The organism is Shewanella bicestrii, assembly GCF_002216875.1.
GTDB lineage: Bacteria > Pseudomonadota > Gammaproteobacteria > Enterobacterales > Shewanellaceae > Shewanella > Shewanella seohaensis.
Map to the genome: position 1 here is coordinate 600,165 of NZ_CP022358.1, position 12,250 is coordinate 612,414.

12 protein-coding genes are annotated in these 12,250 nt (G+C 46.8%); 7 read left to right on the plus strand and 5 right to left on the minus strand.

Annotated elements, in window-relative coordinates; translation table 11 throughout:
• Window positions 1–119: 119 nt before the first annotated feature.
• The 4 genes from CF168_RS02755 (at window position 120) to CF168_RS02770 (ending at window position 4,518) form a co-directional block, all read left to right on the plus strand.
• Window positions 120–746 (plus strand): c-type cytochrome, encoded by a 627-nt coding sequence (locus CF168_RS02755; protein WP_086902210.1) that lies wholly within the window; start codon window positions 120–122, stop codon window positions 744–746.
• A 10-nt stretch (window positions 747–756) separates the two neighbouring features.
• Entirely contained in the window at window positions 757–1,812 is a 1,056-nt protein-coding gene (locus CF168_RS02760; protein WP_089066881.1) for a c-type cytochrome, read from the plus strand.
• Between the two features lie 805 nt (window positions 1,813–2,617).
• On the plus strand, window positions 2,618–3,385 hold the full coding sequence (locus CF168_RS02765) for a hypothetical protein (protein WP_206191653.1): 768 nt from the start codon (window positions 2,618–2,620) through the stop codon (window positions 3,383–3,385).
• A gap of 776 nt (window positions 3,386–4,161) precedes the next feature.
• Window positions 4,162–4,518, plus strand: a complete 357-nt coding sequence (locus tag CF168_RS02770; RefSeq protein ID WP_089066883.1) for a cysteine-rich CWC family protein — start codon at window positions 4,162–4,164, stop codon at window positions 4,516–4,518.
• Between the two features lie 7 nt (window positions 4,519–4,525).
• Here the strand turns inward: CF168_RS02770 and CF168_RS02775 are convergent, their stop codons facing one another.
• Both CF168_RS02775 and CF168_RS02780 read right to left on the minus strand, forming a co-directional pair.
• Entirely contained in the window at window positions 4,526–5,635 is a 1,110-nt protein-coding gene (locus CF168_RS02775) for an energy transducer TonB (protein WP_089066884.1), read from the minus strand.
• A gap of 157 nt (window positions 5,636–5,792) precedes the next feature.
• Complete coding sequence (locus CF168_RS02780) at window positions 5,793–6,602, minus strand: hydratase (RefSeq protein ID WP_089066885.1); 810 nt, start codon at window positions 6,600–6,602, stop codon at window positions 5,793–5,795.
• Between the two features lie 319 nt (window positions 6,603–6,921).
• Between CF168_RS02780 and CF168_RS02785 the strand changes: the two genes are divergently transcribed.
• Both CF168_RS02785 and CF168_RS02790 read left to right on the plus strand, forming a co-directional pair.
• Window positions 6,922–7,911: a DMT family transporter gene (locus tag CF168_RS02785; protein ID WP_089066886.1), complete on the plus strand. Its 990-nt coding sequence runs from the start codon at window positions 6,922–6,924 to the stop codon at window positions 7,909–7,911.
• An 8-nt stretch (window positions 7,912–7,919) separates the two neighbouring features.
• Window positions 7,920–8,540, plus strand: a complete 621-nt coding sequence (locus CF168_RS02790) for an HAD family hydrolase (protein WP_089066887.1) — start codon at window positions 7,920–7,922, stop codon at window positions 8,538–8,540.
• A gap of 16 nt (window positions 8,541–8,556) precedes the next feature.
• Here CF168_RS02790 and dkgB read toward each other — a convergent pair whose 3' ends face one another.
• Window positions 8,557–9,399, minus strand: a complete 843-nt coding sequence (dkgB, locus tag CF168_RS02795) for a 2,5-didehydrogluconate reductase DkgB (RefSeq protein ID WP_206191654.1) — start codon at window positions 9,397–9,399, stop codon at window positions 8,557–8,559.
• Window positions 9,400–9,531: 132 nt separating this feature from the next.
• A complete protein-coding gene (locus CF168_RS02800) occupies window positions 9,532–10,413 on the minus strand; it encodes a LysR family transcriptional regulator (protein WP_089066888.1) in 882 nt (293 codons plus the stop codon).
• 182 nt (window positions 10,414–10,595) lie between these two features.
• Here CF168_RS02800 and CF168_RS02805 point away from each other — a divergent pair, with 182 nt between their 5' ends.
• Window positions 10,596–11,792: an MFS transporter gene (locus CF168_RS02805; protein WP_089066889.1), complete on the plus strand. Its 1,197-nt coding sequence runs from the start codon at window positions 10,596–10,598 to the stop codon at window positions 11,790–11,792.
• A gap of 60 nt (window positions 11,793–11,852) precedes the next feature.
• Here CF168_RS02805 and CF168_RS02810 read toward each other — a convergent pair whose 3' ends face one another.
• Window positions 11,853–12,224 carry a hypothetical protein gene (locus CF168_RS02810; protein WP_089066890.1) on the minus strand — a complete coding sequence of 124 codons (372 nt, stop codon included), beginning with the start codon at window positions 12,222–12,224 and terminating at the stop codon, window positions 11,853–11,855.
• Window positions 12,225–12,250 lie beyond the last annotated feature (26 nt).

Consider the following 12,250-nt stretch of genomic DNA (forward strand, 5'->3'; position numbering starts at 1 on the left):
AGTGTGGGCTAAACGTGTGAACGCACCACTCAATTATCTCTTTATAACGACCTAGGTTTAGGACTTGGCTATCACTAGAGCCGTTTAAGTTCTACTCAAGGTATGTTCAAGGATAGAAAATGAATATTAAAATTAGAACATTAGCCAAAGGTATCGCGCTGATCTACGGCTGTGCCTTGACCTCTGTAGCCATAGCCAATCCAACCGCAGTCCCGCCAGCAGGACAAATCTGCGTGACCTGTCACGGCGCCGAAGGCGAGGGCATAGAACCCCTCGGCCCTCGTCTCGCTGGACTCTCGAAAGAATACATCACCACCCAATTACAACATTTTCAGGCAGGTGTGCGCCAAAACGCGACCATGATGCCGATGGCGATGACATTGCAAGGTGATGGCATCGAGCAAGTGGCGAGTTACTTCTCCGCCAAATCACCTAAGACTGAGGTCAAGCCAGTGATCCGTGGTGAGCAGGTGACCTTTAGCGACGATACCGCGCGCTTAGCCTATCAAGGTGATTGGTCTCGCGGCTTACCTGCTTGCGTGACTTGCCATGGCCCCTCAGGTTTAGGCGGCGGTCTGTTTCCACGTTTAGCGGGTCAGCAGGCCAGTTATATCAAGACGCAACTGTTGGCGTGGCAAGCTGGCACTCGTAAGGGAGATGTGGACGGCATGATGGCCAATGTGGCTAACAAGCTGACCGCCGCCGAGGTGGATGCCTTAGCGAACTACTTTGCGAATTTGAAATAAGGAGCCGGCCATGAAATCTTCTGCCATCTTACTATTGGCCGCAATGGGCGTGCTAACCGCTCAAGTGCAGGCTGTGAATGAGTTACCCGACAAACAAGCGCCATTGCCCTCAGTCCCTAAAAATCCTGATCAAAGTTATTTAACCCCAAGACCCTTAAGTGCAATTCCCGAAGGGGCCTTCGGCGATAAAGTACGCTTGGGTTATCAGTTATTTGTGAATACCCAGCAGCTGAGAGATAAGTATGTGGGTAACGAGCTTAACTGTGCCAACTGCCATATGGATGCGGGCCGTAAGGCGAATGCGTCACCGCTTTGGGGCGCCTATTTTGCGTATCCCGCGTACCGTAAAAAAGACGATAAAGTAAATACCTTTGAAGAAAGGGTACAAGGCTGTTTTAACTATTCCATGAACGGTAAAGCCCCCGCTGCGGGCAGCCCCGAGCTGATCGCGCTATCGGCCTATGCCTACTGGTTAGGGATGAGTGGTTTAATGGATGCGGCTAACCTTGATGGCCCAGTGCCAGAACTCAGCGATGCCGAATTGGTAAAAGGCGCCAAACGTGAGGATTTCCCGCTGCCTGACACGCTAGCAAAAGCCACGACAGTGGATCAACGCGCAAATCTGCCTGGCCGTGGTTATCCTGAGATCCCCAAACCTGAGCTCGCGTTCTCACCCGAGCGCGGCAAAGCCGTGTATACCGCTCACTGCCAAGCGTGCCATGGCGCCGATGGTCAAGGCCAAGCGATTGCGGGTGTTTACTCTCTGCCGCCATTATGGGGTCCTAAGAGCTACAACTGGGGCGCAGGTATGCACAGGGTCAATACGGCCGCATTCTTCATTTATGAAAACATGCCCTTCGCTAAGAGTATTCAGCTGACTAACCAACAGGCTTGGGACGTTGCGGCTTACATTAACTCCCATGAACGGCCACAGGACCCACGCAATAAGGGCGATGTGAAACAAGCGCAGGAGAAATACCATAACGACAATGACTACTACGGTGTCGAAGTCGATGGCAAAGTGCTTGGCACCGCCTCTTATCCGGTGTTTCCGAAAAAGTCTTAGTTGAGTAGCTTTGATTGACTGTTCTCGCGGTGAAATAAAGCGAGTGAATTAGTTAGGCAAAAAGCCAGCAAGTTTAAAGTGTGCTGGCTTTTTTATTTGTCAATTGTACCGAGTCATTTGGGTTTTACGTTGAAGGGGTCTTAGTATTTGCAGGCATTAACGTATAGGCTTGTCATGGCATTGGCTCGTCGACACGCAGCGAGTCCATCCGTGGATGCTCGACCGCCCCGTCCTTGGGGCGGACGGTCGTCTCGCTAATCACCATGACTCGCCTTTCGGGTATCAGTGTGGTCTGTTGATTTCAACACCGATCTTGAATGCATGAAACGTATCGAGGGAGTCTAACCCTCGATATGTTTTCTAAAGGGTTGATTTGTTTTGATTTTTTGTCAACGAAAACAAAGTGTTGTTACACCTTACGGTATTTCTTTATCTATAGAAAAGCTCTAGTGATACCAAAAGCGGGCATTCAATGTGCAGTTGAAATTATAAGTTAATAGCATTTACCCGATTTTCAGATCTAGCCAAATGCTAATAAGTATTTATAGTCCTCTTGCCTGCTATTTAAAGATGTTGATTGCACATTAAAATTGATGCTAAGTTTCCGGGACATTTGAGCTAATCCTCCTTGTCATTTCGATACTCAACTCATTACTTGTTGGGGGATTATTAGAAGTGCAAGTCATACGTTAATCCCCTCTTAAAGGTCTAAACAAAACATATGCAAGAATTCAGGGTTGAAAAAAATTTTATCACGTTGATGAAAGTGAGCTTAATAGGTTGTATCGCATTTATGGTATTTGGAATGTCTTTACCATTTTTGCCGGATGATGGCAAAAGCAGTGCAAATGGAACACTTATAGTTTCATTAATGTGTACTGCATTATTCGGATTCTTTGCAGCTTTGTCATGGCGCACTTTGAAAAAGCTACCCCTTGCAGAAATTGCAGCTGATGATGACGGGATTTGGTATTTGCACGCTGGGAAAAATAATGGGTTAGTTACTTGGGAGAAAATACATAAAATTAAAGAAAGGCAGTATCTGCAACGTCTAGATTTGATGGACTCCAACAATAGAGAGTTACTTAGAGTTGAATATCAATTACATGGTTTTGAGCAGCTGCGAGAAGTGCTAAATGAAAAAGCTTGCACGCAAAAGGTAGAATCAGAACAGTTCAAATTCTCTAAAGGGTCTTTTTATCATTTATCAAATCTAGTGGGTATTGTCTGCTTTTCTGCGTTAGGTATCTATGTAGGTCAAGGCGGTAATCCTCTTTTAGGTTATTTTGCGATGAGTGTTTTAGTTGCTGTTATCATCTATGAATACCTAGTAACAGTTACAGGTATCGAAGTCACAAGCAATGGTTTTAAGGTTGCTTATCCATTTACTACAAAAAATATTTCTTACATTGATGTTGAAGATATTATTATTGCTGATGTATTCCACAAGGGTAATCGAATTCCTGAGATTTGGGTCATTACCAAAAATGTAAAAAAACCTTTTAAGTTGAAGCAGCTAGGGACAGACTCAAACGTTATTTATAAGGTACTTAGAAATGCAGTAAAATTGTGATTCAACAAGTTTATTGAAGACACTAATTTCTCCAACGCGCTCCTAGCTACCGAGGAGCACAGAAATCTGTAGTTATTAAAACCTCTAAATGGCTAGCTCAAGTTTATAAACTCAACCACTTTAAAATCAAAGCTGCAAAACGCAATCACCATGTATGAATCCGTGAATACACTTTCCATAACGCAGGAATGCGGCTTATTGAGCTAAATAAATACACCAAATATGATTTTAGTTAGAAAAAGTTGGGACAGACACAGATTTTGGGGATTAATAGTTCGTACAGTAGCTACAGAAGTTCACCTTCCCCAGCGAAGTTGCTGAAGGGCGTTGAAGAAAATCGCGTGAGCGAGGTATGGATGCCTCGCTAGCTTTCGGGGTACAGGATGTACCATCGGAAGCGTTAGCTATTTTCGAATAAACACGAAGCCAGTATTCAATGCATGTAACTTCGCTAGGGGCGGCAAGGGAGATCCAAGAGGGAATTGCTGTTGATCCCCTCTTGGTCGGGTGTGGGTTGAAGACCCACGACTTTGACTTATCTCGGCCGTAAGGCCGCAATGATTCACATACTTACAGCGATAACCTTGCCAATTCAAACGCTAAACAAACCAGCATTATTATCGGGTGCGGGGTAAAGCCCCACGACTTGTTAGCTAAAGCATTCAAACGTAGTTTGAAAAGCTTTAAAGTCTAACCTTGGTGCAAATCAACTCAGCTTGAGTTGCAAAAAAACATTATTATTTCTGCGTTATCACTCCGATACCATAAGGATTACCGTGCCTAAGCACTTACAAGACGTTCAGTTCGATACCGCGCAGCTGTGCCCTTTATGCCAAGAGGGAAATCTGTGTGCTATGACTCTTGGCACCGAGATCAGTGACTGTTGGTGTGCTAAGCAGGCGTTTCCGAAGTTGACTCAATTGCTATCTGGCGATTTGGCGGCAGGCTTATCAACAGACGCTACAGTAGGGCTGAGTGCTGATAAGCTAGCGCAACTATTATCGCTGCCTGCGACGGCTTGCATTTGTGAGACTTGTTTAAGCCGGATAAAGCGCGAGCTAACGGTTTCTACTTCAGAAGATAAAAACAGCCCATCGGGATTAGGCGATGGGCTGGGATATGAGGTGAAATAGCGGGTTATTAATTGATGGTGTAATCCAGTTGTACGCTACTTTGTGCTTCTACGGCTTTACCATTTTCAAATTTGGGTGCGTAACGCCATTTATTTAAGGCTTCGATGCTTTCTTTTTCAAATAAAGTGCCACCCTTAGAGGCTAAAATTTCAGGATTTTTCACAAAGCCATGTTCATCCACGGTAAATTTAAGTTGAACCCAGCCGCTTTTACGTTTTTGGACATAGGATGCAGGGTATTTAGGCGTAGTGCGAAACAGCGGTTGCTGTTCCTGTGCATCGGCCCAAGGGCGCATTTTACCGATAGCAATACAGTGAGCAGTAGATTCTTCGCGTTTTCCTTGGCGCTCATAAAGTTCGACTAGATAAGCATGAGAACTTAACGCATAAGGGTGAGTATAGTTAAGGGCTTCAAACTGCTTAACCACCTCTAATAGTAATGGAATCGCCTTGTCATCATGCTTTTCTGCATATTCAACTGCACCAACTACATAGGTAGCTTTGACTCTGTCGAGGGCATTTTCGGGCAGGATTTCTTTGTAAGTTTCGTAGGCCTCGAAGGCATAGCTTCTTACGCTTCTTGTGTATAGCTCAGTATTGGATAAGCGGTTAAAAGCGGCCATTTTTACATCGGCGATCAGTTTCTTGTTATCGGATTTTTCAGCAATTGTGATTGCATCAAGCAAATCATTTTTCGCATCTTTGGCTTCGACGGCGGTTTGTGCTGCACCAAGTAAGGGATCGATAAGCTCAAGCGCTTCTTTACCATAATGAACTTTATAATTTGTGAGAGCGAGTTGATATAACTCATTCGCCTTCGCTGTTTGTGGCAAATTATTTTCTGCAAATGGGTAAGGGGCAACTTGCTTTTCTATCGCACCAGCCCAGTTCATGGCAAGGTTCGCTAAATCAACACTGTCCTTGCCATATTGAGCTTCACCTAGTTCGAAGGCCCTTTTGGCACTGGCTTCTATTTGGGCGTTATCACCTTGTTTGAGTGCGGTTTGGTAGTCACTGTAGGCTTGGGAAAATGTGTTTTCCGAGGCATTTATGGGTAACGAAGTACTTAAGGCTAAAGCAAATAGACTGGCTAAGGGTAATATTTTTCCGTCTAACATCTTGTATATCCTTATATTTAGTTCCATCGGATAGTACAAATGTTTCACTCTTGATACAAGCTTGTTTTCGCGCTGTTGGTCAGTAGGGGTTGTAGAAGGTAAGCATTTGCCTACCTTCTGACTTTGCCGATTGGCTTGGCGCTCTTTAGGGGGGGAGTTATTTAGCCACGAACTGCAAACCAAATTGACCTAACTCGCCGTAGTGGAATTGGCAGTGCTGATTGAGCGGCAGATCTAACACTCCCGCATATGAGCCTGTGATCACATACTGTCCACGGGTTAAGCCAATACCTTGGGCTGATAAGAAGTTGACTAACCAATAAAGCCCGGCTTTAGGGAAACCGTTTGGATGAACGGCGGCTTTTTGCAGCGTCTCACTTGCTTGCAGCCCGCCAGCGGCGATTTCAACACTCAGGGCGAAATGGCCTGTTTCAGCCGAGGTTGAGATTTCTGGCCCTAACCACAAGCCTTGATTGACTAAGCCATCGGCGAGGGCATCGAAGTGGTTAGCTTCGCCTGGGTTTTGATAACGACTTTTGATCAGTTCTAAGGCGAGGCGCGTTTTACCTAGGGCGGCGTCGATCTCGGCTTCTGAATAAGGCGTGGCTCGTGGTGGTAAATCGCTGCCAATTTCAAAGGCGAGCTCGGGTTCGACACGGGCAAGCCCTTTGCTCGAAGGATAAAGTGGACACTCGGCGGTTTCGACATACACATCATGTTGATAGATAGGTGCTACCACGGTTTTTTCGGCGGTTGGCAGTAGGCACTTCCACCCCGCAATCGGGTTGCCTTGGTTGCTAAACTGCTGCGCAATAGTCTGCTGGATAGCAAAAGCCTGGGGGAAATCTTTCGGTCTTAGCGCTTCTTGCAACAGCGCACCCGCTTCACCTTTGGCGCGTCGCTGGGCGAGTTCTTGTGCTGCAGCGTTAATGGACTCAAGCTGTGCTTTAGCGTCTGTCTGTGACATGTTTAATCCTAACTAACTTATTTTAAAGGACTTATGCAGAGTCATTTATGCCACAATCGCTGAGCGCATAAGGCATAACTCGACTCTGCAAATCCAATCTGAGCTAAAAGAGAAATTGCGCTCAATATACCTTTTTGTGCTGCTAAAGGCTTGATAAAACTTATCTTGAAATGCTCTGCATTTATCGCCAGTCAAGATTGATTTAGTGTCAGCTTAACTATCCAATCCGGCTGAAAAGTTAATCGCTTTTTAGGCTAGATCTTAGCGCGCCGCGGTGCCAGAATGGCGTTCCTTTCAGCGGTACTACTGGGACTTTTCCGTGAATCAAAGCCACTCTGGATCCTTGGCAACTAATCATGCTCAATTAGGATTGTTGTTTATTTCTGTCGCCGTGTTGTTTTGGGGCATGTTACCCATAGCGCTTAAGCTGTCGGGGAGTTTTATCGATCCTGTGACGTTGACTTGGTTCCGTTTTTTAGTGGCGCTTCTTGTCAGTATTTTGGTGCAGTGGAGCGCGGGGAGTTTGAAACAGTTTACGGCGCTCGATGCCAAGGTTTGGCTCAGGCTTATCCTCGCTGGACTGTTTCTAATGCTTAACTATGTGTCATTCGTGTATTCCCTCGATTATCTGGCACCGGGAGCGGCGCAGCTTAATTTTCAAACCTCGCCATTTTTCCTCGCCTTTGGCGGCGTATTGTTTTTTAAAGAACGCTTGAATGCGGTGCAACTCAGTTGTTTTGCCAGCTTAGCTTTAGGGATGTTGATGTTTTTCCATCCCTATTTAGATTTTTCCGCCACCGATAACCATGAGATCTGGCTTGGGGTGATGATAGTGCAGTTTTCCGCATTGTCATGGACTACCTATGCGCTGCTGCAAAAGTCACTCTTGAACCGTTTGTCCCCCGCCAACGTACTCTTAGTCATCTACGGCTTAGGGATCTTTGCGATGGCGCCCTTTAGCGATTTTAGCCAGTTTGCACAAATGGATAGCTTCGACTGGCAAGTGGCGCTGTTTTGCGCCGCCAATACCTTAATTGCCTACGGCTGCTTCGGACAATCGATGAAATACTGGCCGACGGCACAGGTGAGCGCCATGCTGGCGTTAACGCCGGTATTTAGCTTTAGCGCCACGGCGTTAGTGGTGAGTATCGGTTGGTGGCCTGATGTATTTAAGGCCGATAAATTAGATGCGCTATCGCTCTTTGGCATAGGTGTGATTATTGTGTCAGTGATGGTGGTGCAATTACTGCCCCTGTATGGCCAGCGCCGCGCACGACGTTTGCAACCCGCTTCACAAACCACTGAATAGGTACCCGAGTGATAACACGCCTGACCGATATTCAACTTGAACAGATCCGCGGGGTGATCTTCGACCTCGACGGCACGCTTGCCCATTCAAACCCCGATTTTAAAGGCTTAAGAGCGGCATTAGGTATTGGATCGGGTACCGATATTCTCGAGCATATACATAGCCTCGACACCACAATGGCTAAGATGGAGGCGCTGGAAATTGTCCATGACTACGAGCTTGAAAGTTCGCGTCAGGCGAGCTGGATTGAAGGGGCGCAGGCGCTGATTGCCTTTTTAAAGACGCGGCAACTTCCTCTGGCGATTTTGACCCGCAATATGCCCGAGGCGGCGAAAATTACCATCGAAAAACTTGGTATTGATATCCCTTTAGTGCTGACCCGTTACGATGCCGAGCCAAAGCCTCACCCGCAGGGTATCCACTTGATTTGCGAGCAATGGCAGTTGAGTCCGGCGGATATCTTGTATGTGGGGGATTATCTATTTGATCTGCAAACCGCGCAAAACGCCGGTAGCCGCTGCGCCCTCTATTGCCCAGAAGAGGTGCCCGACTATGCCCAAGCTGCGGATTTGCTCATCGCTAATTATCAGAGCTTTATCGACGCTTGGGCATTAGAAGTTAAAGGCTAACTCAAGCGCGGACGGACTAATCCCAATCGGGGGCAAAGTCTGGATCTGCGACCCTGTGATTGCGATCCAGTTGATTGATTTGCTCGATTTCTGCAGGCGTTAAGCAAATCCTTGCTGCGGCAAGGTTGCTGCGAATATTCTCTCTTTGGGTTGAGGAGGGAATGGTGGCAAAACCTAATTGTCGCAGCCATGCCAACACAATTTGTGCGGGAGTGGCTCGATGCGCCATGGCTAAGTTGACAATGGTTTCATCCTGCAACACTGCGCCATAGGCAAATGGCATGTATCCCGTTACTAATACATTGTGTTGTTTACAAAAATCCGTCACTTTGCGATTGATGAGATAAGGATGCACTTCTACTTGATTGGTATAAATAACACCTTCGCCTAAGATGGCAATCGCTTGCGCGAGTTGTGCATTGGTAAAGTTTGATACGCCAATCCGACGGGTTAGGCCTTTATCTAATACCGCTTTGAGTTCTGAAAGATACTCGACCATATTGGGCTCATCGCTGTTTAACGGCCAATGGATGAGTAACAGGTCAAGATACTCGGTTTGCAGCGCCGTTAGACTGTCGATAACGCTAGTCTCAAAGCGTTCCTTCGTCAGGTTTTCAGTCCAAACTTTGGTCGTGATAAACAGTTCTTGGCGTGGGATCCCTGAGGCGTTAATCGCATCCCCGACGGCCAATTCATTACCATAAATTTGTGCCGTATCGATATGGCGTGAACCTTCTTCGAGTGCCATCAACACTGCATCGAACGCAGCTTTATCTTTAAGCCTGAATGTTCCTGTGCCCAGCATCGGCATTGCTGTCAGAGGCGTTTGGTTAAATGCTGTCGCATTGGTGTGAGTCATATTCTTCCCCTTATTCTGTGGATGGGGTAACTGTCACCGATCATGCTTTGTTGATAAAGAGGCTAAAGCACAAATGATTTTTGCTATTACCGCAATAATCTATGGTACTTATAGCCCTAATCACTTCTAAATTTAGAGAGTTAGCCGAGGTTGAATAAAATCAATAAAGGCGGAGATCCGCCGAGCAACGGTTGAGGTCTTGTAATAGACGGCATTGACTTGTTCCCGCTCTATATTCACGACTCGCTCGTTTTCTAGCAAAGGCAATAAACGACCGTGGGCAATATCATCGCTGACCATAAAGCCAGACAGGCAGGCTATGCCGTTACCCGCGAGGGCTAATTGACGTACGGTTTCGCCATTGCTTGCCCGCATTGTGGGAACAATGGGTTCCAGTCCTTTGAGTGGCCATTGATTCAAGACCTTAGCGCCCGTAAAACCGATAAGACTGTGGTGGCTTAGCTCGCTGACGCTTTTAGGTAAACCGCGTTTGGCGAGGTATTCCTTAGAGGCGACAATATGCAGTTTACTCTTACCTAAGGGTCTAGCGTGCAGGGTTGAGTCGGTGAGTTTTCCGATACGAATAGCCACATCTGTGCGCTTTTCAATCAAGTCGACAAAGCCTTCGTTCGAGGTCAGTTCTAGCTCTATCTCGGGGTAAAGCTGTTTAAACTCATGCACTAAAGGGACTATCTGGTGTAGCACAAAAGGGCTGGCAGCATCGACTCTAAGCTTACCCTTAGGTTGCTCTCCTCGACTCATAAGTTCTTCTTCCGCTAACTGTATGGTTTGCAGCCCAAGCCTAACTGCATCGACAAACAGACGTCCCTCATTGGTTAATTCGACTCGTCGAGTCGTGCGGTTGAGCAGGGTGACTTGCAACTGACTCTCAAGTTTGGTCACAGCTCTTGAAACCCTAGCAACTTGAATATCGAGCGCTTCGGCCGCTGCGGAAAATCCGCCACTATCGACCACTGTGAGTAGTATCTGTAAGTCATCTGAGCGAGTCAGCATGTCAGTCTCCAACGAGGTAATTAGTTACGTTTATAGCAAAAATCATTTGTAAAAATCACTCTTTTTGACAATAAACTTTATCGTCAAGATAGCGCCATCTGAAGTTATGTGAACAGGTTTAACTTCAGCTCTATTAGCCCTTATCGAGCTTGTCGCTCGTTTAATACAGGATGGACGCCATCATGCCTTTAGCTTTACTTGCATTGACGCTAAGCGCCTTTGCTATTGGAACAACTGAGTTTGTCATCGTGGGATTAATTCCCACTATGGCGCAGGACTTACAGGTTTCTCTCCCCTCGGCGGGATTATTAGTCAGCCTCTATGCCCTTGGGGTAGCCGTTGGCGCCCCAGTATTAACGGCGTTAACGGGGAATTGGAATCGTAAACATGTGCTGTTAGCGGTAATGACACTATTCGTTGCAGGGAATGTGCTCGCGTGGCAAGCCCCAAGTTATGAAACTCTGATTGCAGCGCGGGTGATCACTGGTTTAGCCCATGGGGTGTTCTTTTCGATTGGCTCAACCATTGCCACTGGACTGGTACCAAAGGAAAAAGCGGCCAGCGCCATTGCAATTATGTTTACAGGACTGACCGTCGCACTGGTAACAGGAGTGCCCCTAGGGACTTATATCGGCCAGAGTTTGGGTTGGCAATCGACCTTTTTAGCCGTTGCTCTGCTTGGCCTTATCGCTTTGATAGGCAGTGCATTCTTAGTGCCGAACAACCTTAAGCAGACCCGTGCTGCCAGTTTACTGACCCAAGCTAAAGTGTTGACCGAGCCAAGGCTGCTACTGGTATTTGCCATTACAGCAATTGGGTATGGCGGTACTTTTGTCGCCTTTACCTTTCTTGCGCCGATTTTACAGCAGATCAGTGGCTTCGATGCGAGTGCGATAGGGATGATCATGTTGGTGTATGGTGTCTCGGTTGCCATAGGCAACATCTGGGGCGGTAAGATGGCCGATAACATGGGGCCAATCAAAGCCCTCAGTTATATTTTTACTGGTTTAGCTGCGGTGTTGTTTATCTTCCATTTTACGGCGTTAAACCCTATTACCGCTGTGTTAACCATACTCGTTTGGGGCGCTTTCGCCTTTGGCAATGTTCCTGGATTACAGGTCTATGTCGTCAAACTGGCTGAAACCTATGCTCCAACCGCAGTCGATGTAGCGTCGGGATTAAATATCGCCGCCTTCAATATTGGGATTGCCTTAGGTGCTTGGGGCGGCGGGCTCATTGTCGAGCAGATGGGATTAATGCAAACCCCATTGATTGGTGCGCTTGTGGTGATTGCGGCGCTGCTATTAACTCGCCTGAGTGGTTATTTGGATACTCAAACTGAGCCTGTTGATGCGTCAGTCGATGGTGTTAAGCAATAGGTTGCTGTTGCAATATGGGCTTGCTAACCACAGTGTTTGCAAGCCCATTAAAGTCTAAATCTACTGTCCAGTTGTATTCGTGGTTAAGGCATCTTGTTTATCTTGCTTAAGCCCAAGCCGAATACTGTCGAGCAATGCCACTAACCAGCAGATCAAAAAGCCATAGAGCAGCTCATTGGCATTGGCAATTGTGGTTTGGGTTTGTTGGGTGATTTCGGCAGATATCACGCCGACATCTAAGGGTAAGGTGCCATTTTGGATCTCTAAGGCGATCACTTGTGCCACTTGATAGATTTGCATGAGTAGCAGCACAAGGCTGATGACAGCTAAGCTAAAAAATACCAGCGCAGTGCGTTTATGTTTAAGGTAAAAGTGGCCGCTGCCGGGGGCAATAAAAGCGGATAACAGGCCAGCGGTAAGGGCTTTTTTCATTGAAATACACTAATTGTGTTGCCAAA

Coding starts and splice junctions, on each gene's coding strand:
- CF168_RS02765 (WP_206191653.1), top strand. CDS start 2,618: ATGTCTTTACCATTTTTGCCGGATGATGGCAAAAGCAGTGCAAATGGA.
- CF168_RS02755 (WP_086902210.1), top strand. CDS start 120: ATGAATATTAAAATTAGAACATTAGCCAAAGGTATCGCGCTGATCTAC.
- CF168_RS02800 (WP_089066888.1), bottom strand. CDS start 10,413: ATGCTGACTCGCTCAGATGACTTACAGATACTACTCACAGTGGTCGAT.
- CF168_RS02780 (WP_089066885.1), bottom strand. CDS start 6,602: ATGTCACAGACAGACGCTAAAGCACAGCTTGAGTCCATTAACGCTGCA.
- CF168_RS02810 (WP_089066890.1), bottom strand. CDS start 12,224: ATGAAAAAAGCCCTTACCGCTGGCCTGTTATCCGCTTTTATTGCCCCC.
- dkgB (WP_206191654.1), bottom strand. CDS start 9,399: ATGACTCACACCAATGCGACAGCATTTAACCAAACGCCTCTGACAGCA.
- CF168_RS02760 (WP_089066881.1), top strand. CDS start 757: ATGAAATCTTCTGCCATCTTACTATTGGCCGCAATGGGCGTGCTAACC.
- CF168_RS02775 (WP_089066884.1), bottom strand. CDS start 5,635: ATGTTAGACGGAAAAATATTACCCTTAGCCAGTCTATTTGCTTTAGCC.
- CF168_RS02805 (WP_089066889.1), top strand. CDS start 10,596: ATGCCTTTAGCTTTACTTGCATTGACGCTAAGCGCCTTTGCTATTGGA.